The sequence below is a fragment of the Marinicella meishanensis genome (assembly GCF_019931145.1).
GTDB classification, from domain to species: Bacteria; Pseudomonadota; Gammaproteobacteria; order Xanthomonadales; family Marinicellaceae; genus Marinicella; species Marinicella meishanensis.
Window position 1 is genome coordinate 102060 of record NZ_JAIOUV010000003.1, and the last position, 19302, is coordinate 121361.

18 protein-coding genes are annotated in these 19302 nt (G+C 51.8%); 16 read left to right on the forward strand and 2 right to left on the reverse strand.

Annotated features, from left to right (window positions below):
• The 8 genes from ftsW to lpxC all read left to right on the forward strand — a co-directional run bounded on the left by ftsW (position 1) and on the right by lpxC (position 8899).
• Positions 1-1176 (forward strand): putative lipid II flippase FtsW, encoded by a 1176-nt coding sequence (gene ftsW / locus K7G70_RS05300; RefSeq protein WP_223787572.1) that lies wholly within the window; start codon positions 1-3, stop codon positions 1174-1176.
• A complete protein-coding gene (murG, locus tag K7G70_RS05305) occupies positions 1173-2222 on the forward strand; it encodes an undecaprenyldiphospho-muramoylpentapeptide beta-N-acetylglucosaminyltransferase (RefSeq protein WP_223787573.1) in 1050 nt (349 codons plus the stop codon). Before ftsW ends, murG begins: the two co-directional genes overlap by 4 nt.
• Positions 2219-3646 (forward strand): UDP-N-acetylmuramate--L-alanine ligase, encoded by a 1428-nt coding sequence (murC, locus tag K7G70_RS05310; protein ID WP_223787574.1) that lies wholly within the window; start codon positions 2219-2221, stop codon positions 3644-3646. The genes murG and murC overlap by 4 nt, the downstream gene beginning before the upstream one ends.
• Positions 3639-4547, forward strand: coding sequence for a D-alanine--D-alanine ligase (locus tag K7G70_RS05315; protein WP_223787575.1), 909 nt, complete (start codon positions 3639-3641; stop codon positions 4545-4547). Before murC ends, K7G70_RS05315 begins: the two co-directional genes overlap by 8 nt.
• Positions 4540-5280, forward strand: a complete 741-nt coding sequence (locus K7G70_RS05320; RefSeq protein ID WP_223787576.1) for a cell division protein FtsQ/DivIB — start codon at positions 4540-4542, stop codon at positions 5278-5280. Before K7G70_RS05315 ends, K7G70_RS05320 begins: the two co-directional genes overlap by 8 nt.
• Before the next feature lie 2 nt (positions 5281-5282).
• Positions 5283-6506: a cell division protein FtsA gene (ftsA, locus tag K7G70_RS05325; protein ID WP_223787931.1), complete on the forward strand. Its 1224-nt coding sequence runs from the start codon at positions 5283-5285 to the stop codon at positions 6504-6506.
• 65 nt (positions 6507-6571) lie between these two features.
• A complete protein-coding gene (gene ftsZ / locus K7G70_RS05330) occupies positions 6572-7741 on the forward strand; it encodes a cell division protein FtsZ (RefSeq protein ID WP_223787577.1) in 1170 nt (389 codons plus the stop codon).
• A gap of 246 nt (positions 7742-7987) precedes the next feature.
• Positions 7988-8899 (forward strand): UDP-3-O-acyl-N-acetylglucosamine deacetylase, encoded by a 912-nt coding sequence (lpxC, locus tag K7G70_RS05335; RefSeq protein WP_223787578.1) that lies wholly within the window; start codon positions 7988-7990, stop codon positions 8897-8899.
• 114 nt (positions 8900-9013) lie between these two features.
• On the opposite strand, the gene K7G70_RS05340 is transcribed toward lpxC, so the two are convergent.
• A complete protein-coding gene (locus K7G70_RS05340) occupies positions 9014-9775 on the reverse strand; it encodes a hypothetical protein (protein WP_223787579.1) in 762 nt (253 codons plus the stop codon).
• 120 nt (positions 9776-9895) lie between these two features.
• On the opposite strand from K7G70_RS05340, the gene K7G70_RS05345 reads away from it, so the two are divergent.
• Both K7G70_RS05345 and K7G70_RS05350 read left to right on the forward strand, forming a co-directional pair.
• The gene (locus K7G70_RS05345) at positions 9896-10291 is read left to right on the forward strand and encodes a phasin family protein (protein ID WP_223787932.1); all 396 of its coding nucleotides are present in this window, start codon (positions 9896-9898) and stop codon (positions 10289-10291) included.
• 781 nt (positions 10292-11072) lie between these two features.
• Entirely contained in the window at positions 11073-11399 is a 327-nt protein-coding gene (locus K7G70_RS05350) for a HesB/IscA family protein (protein ID WP_223787580.1), read from the forward strand.
• 90 nt (positions 11400-11489) lie between these two features.
• Here the strand turns inward: K7G70_RS05350 and K7G70_RS05355 are convergent, their stop codons facing one another.
• Positions 11490-12014 (reverse strand): GspH/FimT family pseudopilin, encoded by a 525-nt coding sequence (locus tag K7G70_RS05355; protein ID WP_223787581.1) that lies wholly within the window; start codon positions 12012-12014, stop codon positions 11490-11492.
• 187 nt (positions 12015-12201) lie between these two features.
• On the opposite strand from K7G70_RS05355, the gene ssb reads away from it, so the two are divergent.
• From ssb to K7G70_RS05385, 6 genes are all read left to right on the forward strand, one after another.
• Positions 12202-12663 carry a single-stranded DNA-binding protein gene (gene ssb, locus K7G70_RS05360; protein WP_255589889.1) on the forward strand — a complete coding sequence of 154 codons (462 nt, stop codon included), beginning with the start codon at positions 12202-12204 and terminating at the stop codon, positions 12661-12663.
• A gap of 255 nt (positions 12664-12918) precedes the next feature.
• Positions 12919-13422, forward strand: coding sequence for a hypothetical protein (locus K7G70_RS05365; RefSeq protein WP_223787582.1), 504 nt, complete (start codon positions 12919-12921; stop codon positions 13420-13422).
• 123 nt (positions 13423-13545) lie between these two features.
• Positions 13546-14469, forward strand: a complete 924-nt coding sequence (locus tag K7G70_RS05370) for an aldo/keto reductase (protein WP_223787583.1) — start codon at positions 13546-13548, stop codon at positions 14467-14469.
• Between the two features lie 146 nt (positions 14470-14615).
• Positions 14616-16388: an acyl-CoA dehydrogenase C-terminal domain-containing protein gene (locus tag K7G70_RS05375; protein ID WP_223787584.1), complete on the forward strand. Its 1773-nt coding sequence runs from the start codon at positions 14616-14618 to the stop codon at positions 16386-16388.
• 217 nt (positions 16389-16605) lie between these two features.
• Entirely contained in the window at positions 16606-17421 is an 816-nt protein-coding gene (locus tag K7G70_RS05380) for a type II secretion system protein N (protein ID WP_223787585.1), read from the forward strand.
• Positions 17422-17447: 26 nt separating this feature from the next.
• The gene (locus K7G70_RS05385; protein ID WP_223787586.1) at positions 17448-19301 is read left to right on the forward strand and encodes a secretin N-terminal domain-containing protein; all 1854 of its coding nucleotides are present in this window, start codon (positions 17448-17450) and stop codon (positions 19299-19301) included.
• The last annotated feature ends 1 nt before the right edge of the window (position 19302 follow it).

Consider the following 19302-nt stretch of genomic DNA (forward strand, 5'->3'; position numbering starts at 1 on the left):
ATGGCAGCAGCGAACAACAAAAAATTGGTTTCCAGCTGGTACAACGTCGGGGTCGACGGTTTGTTGGCTGTGGCCTTTTTGGCATTGTTGACCATTGGTGCGGTGATGGTCGCTTCGGCTTCGATCGCGGTGGCAGAAAATGCCGTTAACGATCCGTTTTATTATTTCAAACGCCACCTGATCTTCATCGGACTGGGCGTGGTGTTCGGGGCCATGGTGATGAACATCCCTTCGCCCTGGATGAATCGCTTGAGTCGCCCAGCTTTGATACTCGGGGTGTTGGCTTTGATGCTGGTGTTGATTCCGGGCATTGGGGTTGAGGTCAATGGTGCCAGGCGCTGGATCAATTTGGGCATTTCCCGCTTCCAAGTGGTGGAAGCCATCAAACTGGCCTTGATCATGTCACTGGCCACCTATGTGGTGAAACACAAAAAAAGCATTCAACATTCCATGCTGGGTGTGCTGAAGCCATTGGTGATGGTGGTGTTGATCGCTGGTTTGTTGTTGGTACAACCGGATTTTGGTTCGGCGGTGTTGTTGCTGATCATCACCCTGATCATGGTTTACATCGCCGGTGCCCGCTATCGGGATTTGAGTGTCATCAGCCTGTTGGCCGGTTCGGCCATGATGGTGATCGCCTGGGCCGAACCTTACCGGGTCAAGCGGTTGGTTAATTTTGTGGATCCATGGCAAGACCCATTCAATGCAGGGTTCCAATTGGTGCAGGCCTTGATTGCCGTCGGCCGCGGTGAAATTACTGGGGTCGGCATCGGTTCGAGCATCCAGAAGTTGTTTTATTTGCCCGAAGCGCACACCGATTTCATTTTTGCGGTGTATGCCGAAGAATTGGGTTTCATCGGGGTGATGGTGATGATCGCCTTGTTTGTGTTGTTGATTTTCAGGATTTTTAAAGTGGCCAGAAATGCGTTTGATCAAGGCAATGATTTTGCCGGCTTCATGTGCACCGGTATTGCGGTGTGGATGGCCCTGCAAGCGTTTTTGAGCATGGGGGTCAATCTGGGTATGTTGCCCACCAAAGGTTTGACCTTGCCATTCATTTCTTCAGGTGGCAGTGCCATCATGATGAACATCATTGCCATGAGTGTGGTGTTTCGGATTTCATATGAAAACCGGAAAGTGCATTTCAGGGCGGTGCATAAGGAGGCCAGCGCATGAATTTCGCGATCATGGCCGGCGGAACCGGTGGACACATCTTTCCAGGCATTGCAGTGGCCAAGTCATTGCAAAAGAAAGGCCATCAAATTTTTTGGTTGGGCGCCGTGGGTGGCATGGAAGAGCGCATTGTGAAACAACATGGCATCAAATTGACCTTATTGCCGATCAAACCCCTGCGAGGCAAGGGCCTGGTGGGCATGGTGACCATGCCATTCCGCCTGCTCAAAGGGATTTGGCAGGCCCGGCGATTTTTCCAACAAAACCACATCCACGCGGCCATCAGCATGGGCGGTTATGTGGCCGCTCCAGGCGGCTTTGCCACCCGCTTGTGTGACACCAAGCTGATTGTGCACGAACAAAACAGCGTGTTTGGTTTGACCAACAAAAACCTGGCCAAATGGGCGCAAAAGGTCCTCACCGGATTTGATTTGAAACAACAGCATGAAGCCCAGTGGGTGGGTAATCCGGTGCGCGACAGCATTGAAAACATCAACAAACAATTCAACCGCACCAGCCCCATCAATGTGTTGGTCTTGGGTGGTTCTTTGGGGGCCCAAAGCTTGAACCAATTGATTCCCAAAAGCCTGTCAACCTGGATTGAGGACGGCACCATCAAGATCAAACACCAATGCGGCAAAGACAAATTGCGGGCCACCAAAGCTGCTTATGGCGACCTGTCATTGGAAGTGGACATCCAGGAATTCATTCAAAACATGGCGGGCGCCTACCAATGGGCTGACGTGTGTATCTGTCGGGCCGGCGCTTTGACCATAGCTGAGATTTCAACGGTGGGGATTCCCACCTTGTTTGTGCCTTATCCGCATGCGGTCGATGACCACCAAACTCATAATGCTTTGAGTTTGGTCAACAAAGGCGCGGCACTGATGTGGCAGGAACGGGCTGCACAGACTGAATTTGTGGCCCTGTTTGAGCAATTGATTGATCCGGTGCTGCGCCAACAAATGCAGCAGGCTTTGCAGGCCATCAAAAAAACCCACGTCTCGGCCCACATTGCCAGTTTGTGTGAGGAGGTGGTCAGCGCATGAGTTATTTGAATCCTGAACACAAATTCGCCAGCCGCATGCGCCGCATTCACTTGATTGGTGTGGGTGGTTCTGGCATGTCCGGCATTGCTGAGGTGCTGCACAACCTGGACTTCAAAGTCAGCGGTTCCGACATCCAAGCCAGTAAGGTGGTACAAAGATTACTGAACATGGACATTCAAGTGATGCTGGGTCATGACGCGGCCCATGTGGAAATGGCTGATGTGGTGGTCTATTCATCGGCCATCAAAGCCGAAAACCCAGAATTGAAAGCCGCCCGAGCGGCGCAAATCCCGGTGTTGACCCGGGCTGAAATGCTGGCTGAATTGATGCGCTTCAAAGTGGGCATTGCGGTGGCTGGTACGCACGGTAAAACCACCACCACCAGTTTGGTGGCCAGCATCCTCACCGAAGCGGGCTTGGATCCGACCTTTGTGATAGGTGGCTTGTTGACCTCGGCGGGTACCAACGCTGGCTTGGGCACCAGTGAGTATCTGGTGGCTGAAGCCGATGAGTCTGACGGTTCGTTCCAATTGTTGCAGCCGGTGATGGCGGTGGTCACCAACATCGACGAAGACCACATGGAAACCTTTGACAATGACCTGGATCATTTGAAACAGTCGTTTGCCACGTTCTTACACCGCGTGCCGTTTTACGGGGTGACGGTGATGTGTGTTGATGATGACCATGTGTATGAATTGGCCAAGTCCATTTCACGCCACCAAATCACCTATGGCCTGACCGACCGGGCGCAGATACAGGCCGTTAACTTACAACAAAATCAACAACGCGTTGAATTCGATGTCTTGATCAACCAACAAGTGGTGCTCCAGCAAGTGATGCTGAACTTGCCCGGTGAGCACAATGTCTTGAATGCTTTGGCGGCGATTGCCATCGGCCTGGAGTTGGACGTGGCCTTGCCTGACATGAAAAAAGCCTTGGCCGAATTCAATGGCGTGGGCCGCCGCTTCAATATTTATCCTGAGACCGAGATCAATGGTCATGCAGTGACCCTGATCGACGATTATGCCCACCACCCAACCGAACTGGCAGCGGCCATCAAGGCGGTGCGGGATGGCTGGTCGAACAACCGATTGGTGCTGGTGTTTCAACCCCATCGTTACAGCCGCACACGGGATTTGTTTGATGACTTTGCCGATGTGCTTAATGGCGTTGATTTGTTGCTGCTCAGTGAAGTGTATCCAGCCGGTGAAGCCGTGATCTCCGGGGCCACCGCCAATGACTTGTGTCGCAGCATCCGCCACCGGGGCAAGCTCGATCCGGTGTTCGTGCAAGATGTCAACACCATCCCCGAGGCTTTGGCCCATGTGGTTGAAGACGGTGATGTGGTGTTGCTGGCTGGTGCTGGCAACATCGGCGCCCTGATCCAATCCATGGTGACTGTCAACGGAGGTGATGATGACTGAGTTGCACGTGGCATTGTTGATGGGTGGGCACAGCGCCGAAAAAGAAGTGTCGTTGAATTCTGGGGCAGCGGTGGAGCAAGCCTTGTTGCAACTGGGTCATCGCGTCACGGTGGTGCGAGAGTTGCATGAGTTGAGACAACTGGGTCCGGCTGCTGTGGATGTGGTGTTCAATATTTGGCACGGTGCCGAAGGCGAAGACGGTCAACTGGCCGCTTGGTTGGCGTTGGAAGGCTACCGTTCGACTTGCGGTGATTTCGCTGGCGCCTGTGTGTCCTGGCATAAAGATCTGGCCAAAACCTTGGTCGCTGCCGCTGGCATCCTGACCCCCAACAGCCAACTGTTGCACCGGATGGAAGAATTGGCGGTGAATGGTGAAGGCCCGTGGATTGTGAAACCAGCCACCGAAGGATCCAGTGTGGGCTTGTACAAAGTCGATGACGCGAAGCAACTCCAGCAGGCGGTGTCCGCAGCCTTTGCCGTCACTGATCAGGTGTTGGTGGAAGATTACATTGACGGCCAGGAATGCACCGTGGGCCTGGTTGGCGAAGTGGTGTTGCCGGTGGTCAGCATCGAACCGGCCAATGAGTTGTATGACTACCAAGCGAAATACCAAAGCCAGGCCACCCAATACCATTGCCCGGCCAATTTTGCCGCCGATTGGCAGCAAGCCTTGCAAGCCGATGCACAAACCATATACCGGGTCTTGAACATCAATGGCTGGTGTCGCATCGATTTCATTGTGGACGCCCAGGGTCGGCGGTGGTTCTTGGAAGCCAACACCACCCCCGGCATGACCAGCACCAGTTTGTTGCCCAAGGCCGCAGCGGTGCATGGTTGGGATTTCACGCAATTGGTGGCGGCGATTTTAGCCACCGCTGACAATGGAGGTCAGGATGAGTAAAACCATGCAATTGGCGATGATCTTTGGCTTGTTGGTGTTGCTGTTGGTGGTGGCCATGATGAGTGGTTTGATCCAGTCTGACCGGTGGCGCATCAGCCAATTGGAAGTGGCCGCTGAATACCAGCGCATCACCCCGGAGCAATTGCGTTTGATGGTGGCCAAAACCCCAGAGCGGTCGTTTTTCCGATTGGATGCCGAACAGGTGAAAGCCAACATCGAATCGATGTCTTGGGTGCGCTATGCTCATGTGGTGAAACAATGGCCAGACACTTTGAAAATCACCATCAAAGAGCACCAGGCCGTGGCCATTTGGAATGGCGAAGATTTGTTGAATCAATCGGGTGAGGTGTTCAAAGTGGACGCGGTGGATCATTTGAAAGCCTTACCACGGATTTACGGCATCAGTGAAGATTCGGAAACCACCTTGCAACATTTCAAACGGTTCAACCAGTTGTTGAAACCGGTGGGTTATGAAATCAGTGAAGCCCGGGTCAATGAGCGCGGTGACTGGCGCTTGATTCTGCGCAATGGCTTGGAAGTGCTGTTGGGTTCAGAAAAGCACGAAGCCCGGGTCTTGCGGCTGGCAGAAACCTGGGATCAATTGTTGGCAACCGCCGAGCGGTTGCCGGAAAAAGTGGATTTGCGTTACAGCAATGGATATGTGGTGAAGTGGCGCATCGGAGACGAACAGACCGCGCAAAAAGTTGAATTTGCGGTCCAAGAGATGGGATGAAAATGGCCAAGAAGCATGAAACAAAACTGCAAGTGGGACTGGACATCGGGACATCCAAAGTGGTGGCCATCGTCGGTGAGTTGCATCCGGATGGTTCGATTGAGGTCGTGGGCATCGGTTCATCGCCTTCCCGTGGCTTAAAACGGGGGGTGGTGGTGGACATCGAATCCACCGTGCAATCGATCAAGCGGGCCATTGAAGAGGCTGAGTTGATGGCCGGTTGTGAAATTCAATCGGTGTACGTTGGCATCGCTGGCAGCCACATCCGCTCAATCAACTCCGATGGCATCGTCGCCATCAAAGACAAAGAGGTCAGTAAGACTGATGTGGAAAAAGTGCTGGATGCGGCCAAAGCCGTGCCCATTCCCAATGACCAAAAAGTGTTGCATGTGTTGCCACAAGAATATGTGATTGATGGCCAAGACGGCATCCGCCACCCCATTGGCATGTCCGGGGTGCGCCTGGAAGCGCGGGTGCATTTGATCACCGGCTCTGAAAGTGCGGCGCAAAACATCACCAAATGTGTGGCCCGTTGTGGCTTGTCGGTCGACCAAATGATCGTTGAACAATTGGCTTCATCAACCGCGGTGTTGACCGAAGACGAAAAAGAATTGGGGGTGTGCATGGTCGACATTGGGGCGGGCACCACCGACATTGCGGTGTTCACCCAAGGCGCCATTCGACATGTGTCAGCGATTCCCATCGCCGGCGATCAGGTGACCAATGACATTGCGGTGTCAATGCGCACGCCGACCCAGCATGCCGAAGACATCAAATTGAAATACGCCTGTGCCTTGCGTCAGTTGGCATCGGCGGAAGAAACCATTTCAGTACCCAGTGTCGGTGATCGCCAGCCTCGGCGCTTGGCCCGACAGACCCTGGCCGAAGTGGTGGAACCCAGATACGAAGAATTGTTCAGCCTGGTGCAGGCCGATTTGCAGCGCAGCGGATACATTGACTTGATCGCTGCCGGCATCGTGCTCACCGGCGGTGCATCAAGGATGGAAGGGGCCGTTGAATTGGCCGAAGAAATCTTTCATGTGCCCGTCAGGCTGGGGGTCCCGGTCGATGTGGCCGGACTCAGAGAAGTGGTCAACAACCCAGTGCATGCCACTGGTGTTGGGTTGTTGCAATACGGCAGTAACACCGATTTTGTTGCCGATTCAGTGATGGAATCAGAGGGCTGGTTGCATCGGTTTAAAAAGTGGTTTTTGGGTGATTATTGAGGACGTCATGAAGACCAATCAAACATCATCATTGCGATTAAAAATAAAGTTCGGAGGTATATAACATGTTTGAATTAATGGAAACAGAAGACACTGGCGCGGTCATCAAAGTGATCGGCGTTGGCGGGGGCGGTGGCAACACCGTACAACAAATGGTCGATGCAGACATCGAAGGTGTGGAGTTTATTTGTGCCAACACCGACATGCAGGCTTTGGAAAAAACCAACTGCCGCAATGTGGTGCGCATCGGGCAGAACGTGACCAAGGGCCTGGGTGCGGGCGCCAATCCCGAAGTCGGCAGACAAGCGGCTTTGGAAGACTCCGAGCGCTTGAAAGAATGTCTGGCCAACACCGACATGGTGTTCATCACCGCCGGAATGGGTGGTGGCACGGGCACCGGCGCGGCACCCGTAATTGCCGCGATTGCCAAAGAAATGGGGATTTTGACGGTGGCTGTGGTGACCAAGCCATTTCCGTTTGAAGGCAAACGACGCATGGATGTGGCCAACAAGGGCATCCAAGATTTGGAACAACACGTGGATTCATTGATCACCATCCCCAATGCCAAGTTGTTGACGCACTTTGGTCGCGATGTGACCTTATTGAATGCCTTCAAAGCAGCCAATGACGTGCTGCAAGGTGCGGTGCAAGGGATTGCTGAATTGATCACCTGTCCTGGTTTGGTCAACGTCGATTTTGCTGACGTCAAAACCGTGATGTCTGAAATGGGCATGGCCATGATGGGCTCAGGGGTTGGTAAAGGCGATGACCGTGCTGCCACCGCCACCGAATTGGCGATGAACTCACCGTTGTTGGAAGACATCGACATGCACGGTGCGAACGGCGTGTTGGTCAACATCACCGCAGGCATGGACATGACCATTGGCGAATACGAAGAAATTGGCGACTTGATCAAGGAATACGCTTCGGATGAAGCCACCGTGGTGGTCGGCACGTCGATTGACATGGACATGAAAGATGAAATCCGCGTCACGGTGGTGGCCACCGGCTTGAACAAAGCGGTGAAGCAAAAGCAATTCAAATCGGTGGAAATTGTGCGCAATGCCACCAACAACCGGATTGAACAACCGATTCGGGCCACCCGAGATGAGCCCAACACCGCCAACAGCAGCGGTGGTCAGGCGGTGATTGACCAGTTGCGTGACAACAAAACCGAAGCGGAACAGGATGACTACCTGGACATCCCAACCTTCCTGAGAAATCAACTGGATTGAAACTGAGGACGCAGGCTGTGAACCCATAATAACCATAAGGCAGCCCGATTCCCACCGAGGTTGTCAGTTAAAAACGTCAACTTGGCCGGTCACCAAACCTCCAGTGGCCGGCCCCCTTTGTGGCGCCAATTGGGCTGTGGCAGAAAAGTCACAGGCGTTGTAAAAATACCACAAAAGCCGTTGAATGAACTGGACAGTGTGATACAATTCACAAAAATTGATCATCACAATCAGTACCATTCGCCTATGATTGCACAAAAGACTTTGAAAAACACCGTCCGCGCGACGGGTGTGGGAATCCATTCTGGACAAAAAGTTTTCATCACTTTACGACCCGCGCCAGTCGACACTGGCATCGTGTTTCGTCGGGTTGATTACAAACGTCCAGTGGCGATCCAAGCCATGGCCACGCAAGTGGGCGAAACCAGCATGTCCACCACATTGGTGAAAAACGGCATCAAGGTGGGCACTGTTGAGCACTTGATGGCGGCCTTTGCCGGCATGAACATCGACAACTGCTATGTGGATTTGAGCGCCTCAGAAGTGCCGGTGATGGATGGCTCTGCCGGGCCGTTTGTGTTTCTGATTCAATCGGCGGGCATTCAAGAACAAGACGCCCCCAGAAAATTCATCAAAATCAAAAAAGCCATCAAAATTGAAGTGGATGATAAATTCGCCACTTTAAAACCACACTCAGGCTCCCAATTCTCATTTGAGATCGACTTTGATCACCCGGCCTTTGAAGACCACTGCAACCAAGCCGAAATTGATCTGAACAGCCAATCGTTCATCAAAGAAATCTCACGGGCCAGAACGTTTGGCTTCATGCGTGACATTGAAATGTTGCGCAACAACAACCTGGGATTGGGTGGCAGCATGGACAACGCCATTGTGTTGGATGACTACCGGGTGTTGAACAATGACGGTTTGCGCTATGAAGCTGAATTCGTGCGCCACAAACTGTTGGATGCCATTGGCGACATTTACCAACTCGGTCACCCGATCATCGGTGCCTACCATGGGCACAAATCAGGTCACGCCTTAAACAATGAATTGGCCCGCGCTTTGTTGGCCGATGAATCGGCGTATGAAATTGTGACCTTCACTTCAGCCAAAGACCAAGCCGAGTCGATGTTGCCAGCGGGTTTACTGGCCTGATCTGACATTCTGAACCGCATTAAATAGACGCATAAAAAACCGGCCAAGCAAGGTGGTTGCTTGGCCGGTTTTTTGTTGGGTGCCAGTTTTTTGTTGGGTGGTGTTGTTCGGGGATCAGAGCTGCGAAACGGCAAAATCCACATCCATGCTTTGTAAGGCATCCAACGGCTCGACCGCTGCCGCTTGGGTGTAATATTCGGTGGCTTCATCCATCCCTTTGTCTTCCCCTTTCAGCAGCAACATGGCATTACCCGCTTCGATCAAATTGATGGCATTGGGCACCAGCTCCAAGGCCTGTTCCATGTGTTGGTAAGCAATTTTGGGTTTGGCACCATAGGTCAGGCCGCCCAAAGTGGCGCCGACTTTATCGATGATTTCTGCGTGGTACATGGCCATGGCCAGGTGGGCCTCGGCGTGATCAGGCTGGGCCTCAAGCACCGTTGTCAACAAATGCTTCACTTTGCCACCCAGTCCTTTGGACAGGGCTTTGGTGATGGAAATCGACTGAGAATAACGGCCCATGGCCAGCGCGGTGGTGAACTGCACATTGTGGTCATTACTGTCTGCAGCCTCTCCTAGTAAATAGGCTTGTTCCAATAAATCGGTGCACTGGGCTTCATCTTCACAAAGGTAGTCGGTGTAGGCCACCACCGAACGGATCAGTACCGGTATTCCGGCATCACCCAGTTCTTGGGCCGCTGCGGCGGCGGCGGCGAAGTGGCCATTGTGGAACAGCAGCCAAGCGGCCAACAAATCACCACTGGGCGCAGGAGCCAAGTCAGCGGCGTGCAGGTCTGACCAGCGTGACAACAAATCAGCATCGGTCAGGTCTTGAATGAATTGAGGATCGGTTGCTTCCCAGTCACTGATATTCATGAGGTTTTCGGCTTCCAAAAAAATAATTGAAAAAAAATGGGGGTTTAGTGTGTTTACTCTACAAGCGCTGATTACTATACCCACATCAACAATAAAACACAACTTAATGAGGTGTCACGAATGAATACTAAACAAGTAAAAGAATCAGTAAAAAATGCCGTATTGGCTGGTTTGGGTGTTGTTTCAATTGCCCAGAAAGAAGCTGCCAAAGTTTACGGTAACGTTTCAAAAGAAGCCAACAAGCTGTATGGCAACTTGCTGAAAGAAGGTCAGTCTTTGGAAAAGAAATCCAAAAAATCTGTTGATGAGTTGACCAAGAAAACCGAAGGTAAATTGAACAACATCAAAACTTTGGCCAGCAAGCAATTCAGCAAAATTGAGTCTGTTTTTGAAGGCAAAGTTGAAAGCGCTTTGAACAAGTTGGACATCCCAACTGCAGAAGACCTGAAAGGTTTGACCAAGCGTGTTGATACTTTGATCAAAGAAATCAAAAAAATTGAAAAGAAAGCCGCTTAATACCGCTTCATTTTCAATCACGAGTTTGTACCTCGTCCCCCAGCAGCAGCCAAGGAAGGTTGCTGTTTTTATTTGAGGCTTTGTGAGACCTTTGGTTGGTTTCGTGGATCATGTCAAAAAGCCTCAAAACGACCTGCTTGGCGTTGGAAAACTTGCCAATGACGGCGCATTGGACTGCGTTTCCCGCCTTAATCAGTCCGTTTTCAGATCTTTTTGCCAAAGACCCAGAAACCAACCAAAGGTCTCGAGGTTGGTTTCGTGGATCATGTCAAAAAGCCTTAAAATTCCCTGCTTGGCGTTTGAAAACTGACGGCGCATTGGACTGCGTTTCCCGCCTTAATCAGTCCGTTTTCAGATCTTTTTGCCAAAGACCCAGAAACCAACCAAAGGTCTCGAGGTTGGTTTCGTGGATCATGTCAAAAAGCCTTAAAATTCCCTGCTTGGCGTTTGAAAACTGACGGCGCATTGGACTGCGTTTCCCGCCTTAATCAGTCCGTTTTCAGATCTTTTTGCCAAAGACCCAGAAACCAACCAAAGGTCTCGAGGTTGGTTTCGTGGATCATGTCTAAAAGCCTTAAAATTCCCTGCTTGGCGTTTGAAAACTGACGGCGCATTGGACTGCGTTTCCCGCCTTAATCAGTGCATTTTCAGTTCTTTTTGCCAAAGACCCAGGACCCAACCAAAGGTCTCAGCCTTGTTGGTCCACAATCCCGTTAAAGAATGCCTTGAAAAATCGCTGCATTTACCGCATATTGTCAGCAAGTCAATTGAGCCATTTATCATGTCCTTACAACTCACCCAACAAGCCGCTGACCGCATCTTGCATTTTTTGTCTTTGGATGAGAAGGCCATGGGTTTTCGGGTGTCGGTGAAGAAAATGGGTTGTTCCGGTTGGGGTTACGAGGTCGAGCTGGCCCACGAAGTCAAAGCCGATGAAATGACCATGGAAGACAAAGGCGTGACATTAATTGTACCCCAAGACGCTTTGGACAAGGTGGATGGCACGGTGATCGATTACGAACGCCAAGGCATCAATCAAATCTTTGTCTACAGAAATCCCAACGCCACCGGTTCGTGTGGTTGTGGCGAAAGCTTCACCACCAACTAGGGTCTGTCAACACCAACTGAAAGACCACTGTTCAGCCTGCAAAGGCCATACCCTGCGTTGCTCACCGATCGATTGGAATGACCAATCCATTCAATCACAGCTGGTTATTTGCCTCGCCAGTCGTGGCCGTCCCACATTGCTGATGATCACCGCTTTGCCGTATTCTGCACCCCGTTGATCACAAAAACGAATGGTCTGGTTGGCGCCTGGGGCAAACCCGGTGCGATCGAAACGTATGTAAGGTCGGTACACCGAAGCTTGTGCCCGCAAAGAGTCAGCCATGCCGTGTTCTTGTAACAACAAACGATCGCTGCCATCAAACACCCGGTTTTGGTTGTGATCCACAAAAGCCATCCAGCCGGCATGCCATTGGCTGTTGCCGTCGCATCCCAATTCACTGGCCGTGGCACACAATACCACCGACTGCTGCGCAATGATGCTTTGGTTCCTGGCGTGGTTGATGGTGGCCACCAAGCGATTGATCTCGTGGGTCATGCTTTGGTTGAGTTGAAAGGTTCGGTAATTGGGGATGGCATAGGCCGACAGGATCGCCAGCATGCTCAAGGCGATGATCAATTCAATCAAGGTGAATCCGTGGTTTTGATGGGCATTCATGGGATTGGCTCCAAATGACCCCCATTATCAAGTTCACAACGCTGCAGGGCTGCCCATGAATTCTTATGGGCCGGTCAAAATATTCGGACCACTGGGGGCAAAAATGACCCCAAGAATCCAGAACCTCAACTTGAATCACGGCAGGGGGCACCCTATAATTGACCTTTCATTTTTTTGGACTCACATCATGGCAAGAGGAATCAACAAAGTCATTCTGGTTGGCAATTTGGGTAACGACCCAGAAGTCCGTTACACCCCGGCAGGTGCGGCGGTGACCACCATTTCCGTGGCCACCACCGAAAGCTGGAAAGACAAAGAAGGCAACCGCCAAGAAAAGACGGAATGGCATCGTGTGGTGTTTTTCAGCCGCTTGGCTGAGATTGCCGGTGAATACCTGAAGAAGGGCAGCCAGGTTTACATTGAAGGCAAACTCAGAACCAACAAATGGCAAGACCAAAACGGTCAAGACCGCTACACCACCGAAATTCTGGCCAATGAGATGCAAATGCTTGGTGGCCGCGGTGACTCAGGATCAGGTGGCTTTGGCGGCGGGCAGTCGATGCCTTCGGCCCCCAAAGCCAACAAACCCCAACAGAACAACAACCCAGCCCCGAATTTTGATGATTTCGATGACGAAATTCCATTCTAGTCCTGCCCTCAACTGATCTCTATGAGCCCCGCTTTGTGGGGCTTTTTTATGCCCATAATACACGGTTGCCTGAACAGTCAAGCCAATTCAGGCCGACATCACAGCCGATCTTCAAATGTGGGAATTGGTTGGCATAAATGGGGCCAGTGGGCATGAAATTTCTGCCTGATGTCAGGAATTGGACTGGATTTACGACTTATGACATGACACTGCCACAGAACAGTGTGAATTTATTAATCATTAAGGAGTAAAGCAATGAAAAAATTATGGGTATTTTTATTTATCCTGGGGATGGGTCTGGGCAGCGCGGCCGCCCAGTCGTTCACCACCGGCTATGCCGCCTTGGTTTCGTTTTCTGACCGCACCACGGCACGTCCAGCTGGAGAAACTCAAGAGGCCTGTGAAGAAAACAGACAGCGCCTCATCGACGATTATTTGGCTGCGCATCCAGGGGTTATTGTGCTTGAAGACCGGTCGCTGCCTTGTGGTCCCAGAACCAGCCCCGCCCCAGATGTGGATTTGCGGGCCTGGTTGGAAATAGATATTCCGCCTTACTGCACGTCCTGTCCGTTGTTGGGTCCGGACACCTTCAAAATCTTTTATCCGGACTTCACGGCCGAAATCAAAGAGCTGTATTATGGTTACAAGATCAACAGTTACAACAAGGAGTTGCGTGCCTTACAAAGCCAATATGACTTGGCCGGGTTTGAGGCTGAGGTGTTCAAACTCAACAAAGAGTTGAATCAGTACGAGCAATGAAGCATTGATGTGTACCACGGGAGCGGCTGCAGGCAGCTGCTCTCGACCTGATAATACCCAGGCCAGGGAACCTTTCCAGATTGATCCAGTCTATTGATAGGAACTTCAATTACGGGTTTCATCATGTTAAATCGCAGGACGGTGTTACAGCGGCTGGCTGCGTTGGGATTGGCCATCAACACACCACTGTTGTCCGCCAACAACCAACCGTCACCTGGCTTGCTCAAAACCATTCCCAAGACCGGCGCTGCCATACCTGCGATTGGTATGGGCACCTGGATCACCTTTGATCACAACCCTGCACACACCGAACTGACCCGCTACCAGCAGATCTTGCAGGCGTTCTTCGCCGGCGGTGGTCGCTTGATTGATTCTTCGCCCATGTATGGCTTTGCCCAGAAATTGTTGGGGGCGGTGTTGCCGCAGGTGGCCGGTGCTGATTCATTGTTTGCCGCCACCAAGGTGTGGACCCGGGGTCAAGCCATGGGGCAGGTACAGATGCAGGAATCGTTGAATCTGTGGGGCTTGGAGTCTATGGCGTTGATGCAAATCCACAACATGCTCGACTGGCAGGCCCATCTGCCGACCTTGCAACAGTGGCAAGCCGAAGGGCGCATTCAATACACCGGCATCACCACCTCACACGGGCGGCGACATCGTGAATTGGTATCCATGCTGCAACAATACCCGGTGGATTTTGTGCAATTCACTTACAACATGCATGACCGCGAAGCCGAGCAAGAGCTGTTGCCCTTGGCAGACGATTTGGGGGTGGCGGTGATCATCAATCGACCGTTTCAAACCGGTGGTCTGTTCGCCCGCGTGCGAGGCCGAGCGCTGCCCGATTGGTCCAAAGACTTGGGCTGCCACACCTGGGCCCAGTTCTTTTTGAAATTTGTCATTTCACATCCGGCGGTGACCTGTGCCATTCCAGCCACCAGCCAGGTCCAACACATGCAAGAAAACATGCAAGCCATGCAAGGCCCCATACCAGATTCGACCATGCGCCAAGCCATGCTCAAATATTACCAGCGCATCATCCAGTGAGGCCCGCCCCAGGTCACTTGCTGCGGCAGAACTGCGGCCGGGTAAACCGGTGTCAAACAAGACTGAAAAATTTTGTTGACCCGATATTTGATTCTCACAGAAGCGGTGGTAAAATGCTTATCCTCATTAAAACAAACGTTTGAATTATGGCCAATTTACCCGCTCCTGTTAAAGACATACAATTCATCGCCGACGAAGTCCTCGATTTGACCGGTCACTACCAAAAACTGGGAGTGCACGAAGACATCGACGTCGAAACCTTCATGACCATTGTTGATGAAGCGTCAAAATTCTTGCATGAAAATGCCGGTCCCCTGAACCGCCAAGCCGATGAACAGGCTTGTCGCCATGCAGGCGATACCGTGACCACCCCGGATGGATTCAAGGCTTTGTACCAAGCCTATTGTGAAGCGGGATGGGCCTCATTGGATGGTGACCCAGAATACGGTGGTCAGGGCCTGAGTTACTGGTTGCAACTGATCCTGGGCGAGTTGAACACCTATTATTGTCCTGGTTGGTCGAATTACCCAGGCTTGACCCATGGAGCCCGTGAGTTGATCGAGCATTTTGCGCCAGACGCCTTGAAACAGCAATATTTGCCGCAGTTGACCACCGGCGAGTGGACCGGCACCATGTGTTTGACCGAACCGCATTGTGGCACCGACTTGGGCTTGGTCAACACCGCCGCCAAACCCATTGGCGATGACATGTATGAAATCACTGGCACCAAAATCTTCATCACCTCGGGTGAACATGACCTGGCCGACAACATCATCCATTTGGTGTTGGCGCGTTTACCAGATGCACCCAAAGGCACCAAAGGCATTTCTTTGTTCTTGGTGCCCAAATTCATGCCGAATGCGGAAGGTGCCGTGGGTGAACGCAACAGCCTGGCGGCTGCCAGCATTGAACACAAAATGGGTTTGAACGGTTCAGCCACCTGTGTGATGAATTTTGATCAAGCCAAAGGCTACTTGATCGGAGCCGGTAACGATGGCTTGAAAATCATGTTCACCATGATGAATGGGGCCCGCTTGAACACCGGCATTCAAGGCTTGTCAGCGACCCAAGCGTCTTATGAAAATGCCTTGGCCTATGCCAAAGACCGGTTACAAATGCGTTCAGCCACTGGGCCTAAAATGCCCAACAAACCGGCTGATCCTATCATCGTTCATGCCGATGTCAGACGCATGTTGTTGACCCAAAAAGCCTTCGCCGAAGGCAACCGCGCGATGGCCTATTTCGTGGGTCAAAAAATTGAGGTGATCAAACACAGTCAAGATCCTGAGGCGGTGCAACAAGCCGAGCAACTGCTGGCATTCTTGACCCCCATCATCAAAGCCTTTTTGACCGAAGTGGCCATGGAAGCCACCAACCACGGGATTCAAGTCTATGGCGGTCATGGTTACATCCGCGAGCACGGTCAGGAACAATGGCACCGGGACGCCAAAATTTTTACCTTGTATGAAGGCACCACAGGCATCCAGGCCTTGGACTTGACCGGTCGCAAAATGTTGCAAATGCAAAAAGGGCAGTTGGGCGAAATCGCTGACATCATTCAGGATTTCATCAACCAAACCGACACCCCCTTGAATGATCAACTGCAGTCCTACCTGGACATGTGGCATGAAGTGACCGGCGAAATTGTGCAGCGCGCCATGCAAAACCCCGATGAAGTTGGGGCCGCTTCGGTGGATTACTTGATGTTGTCAGGCTATGTGATTCTGGGTTACTTTTGGGCCCGCATGTATGCCGCCGCCGAGCAAAACAAAGGCAACTTGGGCGCCGATTTTTATCGCGGTAAATTGAAAACAGCAGTGTTCTATTTCCACAAGATATTGCCCCGTTGTCAGGCCTTGAAAGCCACCATTCTGACCGGTGCTGAATCGCTGATGGACATCGCCGAGGGCGAGTTTTAACGGCAGTCTCTGAGGCCAACCATCCAGCCATCTTGGAATCCCCGGGCCAGGGGTTCCAAGATCATCCGGTGAGTTATTGCATTGTGACTCACCACATCATAAAATGACCCAAAACACGGGCCGGCCCTGACACGTCTGCTCATCAGTCACCCAACCAGTCAGAGGTTCTTTGAACAGCTACAACAAACAACTAAAACCAATCATAACCTGGCTGCTGGTGGCATCAATTTTGGCTCTGTGGTTGCAGTTCATGTTGTTTCCCAAGCACCGCGACCAAGACATCCAAGCGGTGACTGCGCCGCCCACCAACCTGCCCAGCCTCACACCGCGACCCCTGCCATCCAGTTACCATTTATTTGGGTCTTCCACCGAAAGTGAGTTACCGATGGCCTTGTTGTCCGGTGAAACCTCCTTGAATCTGATTGTGACGGGTTTGTTTGCCAGTGATGACCCACAACAAGGTCGTGCTTACATCCGTAGCCAAGGTGAAGAAAAAAAGTTTCAAGTGGGGGATGACGTGTTTGGCATGGCCGAATTGGAGGCCATCCATACCGACCATGTGGTGCTCAAACGCAGCGGCAACCGCAAAGAAACCTTGTCCCTGAGCAAAGGCCGCACCTCAATCGACACCAATCCGACCCAAGTGAAGTCGCCCATCAACAACAGCACAGTGGCCTCGCAGCGCATCAGCAATCACATCAACCAATCATCCAATTGGCAAGAGATGCTGAATCAACAAAAGTATGACCCCAACAAAATTGCGCAAATGGCCAGCCAAGTGTCGGTGATTCGCGATGGACAAGGCCAAATCGCTGGTTTGCGGGTGTCGCAACTGTCTGGTGGCAATGCCTTGCTCAAACAAGGCTTGCGCGCCAATGACCAAATCGTCGCGGTCAACGGAGTGGACATCTCTTATCAAAACATCCTGACCCTGCAAAAACAATTGGAAAGCAGTGAAGAAGTCAGTGTCACGGTGATGCGAAATGGTCGCCGAATGAACCTCAACCTCAACTTATCAGAACTTCAACAATGAATAAAACGCCACTCATAATTGTCTGCTTGGGACTGCTGGGTCTGTACCGACCCGTGTGGGCCGAAGACCACATGCACACACTGAACTTGCAGGACACCGAAATTCGCTTGCTGGTTGAAACCATCAGTGACATTACTGGCAAGAATTTTGTGATTGACCCAGAAGTAACCGGCAAAATCACCGTCATCTCTGGTCAACCCGTGCCTGAAGACAAAATTTATGATTTGTTCTTGTCGATTCTCAGCGTCAATGGCTTCACCACCGAAACCCAGGGGGACACCATCAAGATCATTCCGATTGCCAAAAGCAACCCCTTGGCGGGTTTGACCAGTGACCACCCAGATCAGTTGATGACCAAAATTTTCCGCATCAAACACATCCCGGTGGAAGAGGTACTGCAGATGCTGAAGTCGATGAACAGCAAGGCCAAATTGATCAGCAACAAAGACTCGAATCTGCTGATTGTGTCAGACAAAGCCGCCAACGTCGACAAGATGGAGCAACTGATCGTGAACATCGACCGCAAGTCAGATGCGTCGATTGATTTGATTCCTTTGGAGTATGCCAACGCCCAAGACGTGGCCGACACCCTGACCCAGTTGTTGGATTCTACCAACGCCTTGGGGCCGCAATCCAAAATTGTCCCAGACACCCGCACCAATGCGGTGATCGTCAACGCCAATCCATCGCTGAAGGGCAAAATCATGAGCATCATTTCGCGGCTGGATGTGCCCTTGGACACCAACACCCAGGCTCAGGTGGTGTACTTGAAATATGCATCGGCCGATAATTTGGTGCCCATTTTGGAAACCCTGGCCAAACGGGGCCAAGGTGAAAATGCCGAGCAAAATGTCAGCATCCAGGCCCACAGCGAAACCAACAGTTTGGTGATCAACGCACCACCGGCCATCTACCGCAACATCCAACAGGCTGTGAACATGTTGGACATTCGGCGCCAACAGGTGCTGATTGAAGCGATCATTGCCGAAGTTTCGGTGGACAACTCCAAAGAGTTGGGGGTAGATTGGTTTGCGCCAATTGGTGGGGACAGTGACGATGGTTTGGTCGGTGGTTCATTTACTGGCAACACCTTGCCCAACCTCACCGGTGATGATCCGGTCGATGTGTTTGGCAGTTTGTTGGCCGGTGGTCTGAATTTGGGCTATTTGAACTTCGGCACAGGCAACGACGGTGAACAAATTCTCAAATTTGGTGGCCTGCTCAAAGCCATTGGCACCAGTGGCAACAACAACATTTTATCGACCCCGTCGGTGGTGACCTTGAATCACCAAGAAGCCTCCTTGTCAGTGGGTCAGGAAGTGCCGTTTGTGACCGGTCAGTTTTCTGCCACCGGCAGTTCTGACTCATCCGGTTCGCCCAACCCATTCACCACCATTCAGCGCGAAGATGTGGGCTTGTCGTTGACCGTCACTCCGCACATCAATGAAGGGGGACAGATTGTGGTTGACATCGCGCAAGAGATCTCCAGCATCGATGCCACGGCCGTCAGTGCGGTGGATTTGATCACCAAGAAACGCACGCTGTCGACATCGGTGATGATTCCTGACAACTCCATTTTGGTGCTCGGTGGCTTGATCGATGATTCGGTGCAAGAAACCATCAAGAAGGTACCCGTACTGGGCGACATCCCATTGATCAAAAATTTGTTCAGAACCAAAAAGCGCACCCGCATGAAGCGCAATTTGATGATTTTTATCCACCCGCAGATTCTGCGCGACGATCTGCAACAAGAAGCCATCAGTCAGCAGCGCTACAATGAAATTCGCGAACAACAACTTGAAGAAGTGACGCCGGAAAAATTCCGCCGCGGATCGCCGGTGTTACCCGAATTGGAAGAAACCGACAACAACCGGCCCTGAA

Coding starts and splice junctions, on each gene's coding strand:
- ssb (WP_255589889.1), top strand. CDS start 12,202: ATGGCAAGAGGAATCAACAAAGTCATTCTGGTTGGCAATTTGGGTAAC.
- K7G70_RS05340 (WP_223787579.1), bottom strand. CDS start 9,775: ATGAATATCAGTGACTGGGAAGCAACCGATCCTCAATTCATTCAAGAC.
- ftsZ (WP_223787577.1), top strand. CDS start 6,572: ATGTTTGAATTAATGGAAACAGAAGACACTGGCGCGGTCATCAAAGTG.
- ftsA (WP_223787931.1), top strand. CDS start 5,283: ATGGCCAAGAAGCATGAAACAAAACTGCAAGTGGGACTGGACATCGGG.
- K7G70_RS05350 (WP_223787580.1), top strand. CDS start 11,073: ATGTCCTTACAACTCACCCAACAAGCCGCTGACCGCATCTTGCATTTT.
- K7G70_RS05355 (WP_223787581.1), bottom strand. CDS start 12,014: ATGAATGCCCATCAAAACCACGGATTCACCTTGATTGAATTGATCATC.
- lpxC (WP_223787578.1), top strand. CDS start 7,988: ATGATTGCACAAAAGACTTTGAAAAACACCGTCCGCGCGACGGGTGTG.
- K7G70_RS05315 (WP_223787575.1), top strand. CDS start 3,639: ATGACTGAGTTGCACGTGGCATTGTTGATGGGTGGGCACAGCGCCGAA.
- ftsW (WP_223787572.1), top strand. CDS start 1: ATGGCAGCAGCGAACAACAAAAAATTGGTTTCCAGCTGGTACAACGTC.
- murC (WP_223787574.1), top strand. CDS start 2,219: ATGAGTTATTTGAATCCTGAACACAAATTCGCCAGCCGCATGCGCCGC.
- K7G70_RS05345 (WP_223787932.1), top strand. CDS start 9,896: ATGAATACTAAACAAGTAAAAGAATCAGTAAAAAATGCCGTATTGGCT.
- K7G70_RS05365 (WP_223787582.1), top strand. CDS start 12,919: ATGAAAAAATTATGGGTATTTTTATTTATCCTGGGGATGGGTCTGGGC.
- K7G70_RS05370 (WP_223787583.1), top strand. CDS start 13,546: ATGTTAAATCGCAGGACGGTGTTACAGCGGCTGGCTGCGTTGGGATTG.
- murG (WP_223787573.1), top strand. CDS start 1,173: ATGAATTTCGCGATCATGGCCGGCGGAACCGGTGGACACATCTTTCCA.
- K7G70_RS05320 (WP_223787576.1), top strand. CDS start 4,540: ATGAGTAAAACCATGCAATTGGCGATGATCTTTGGCTTGTTGGTGTTG.
- K7G70_RS05375 (WP_223787584.1), top strand. CDS start 14,616: ATGGCCAATTTACCCGCTCCTGTTAAAGACATACAATTCATCGCCGAC.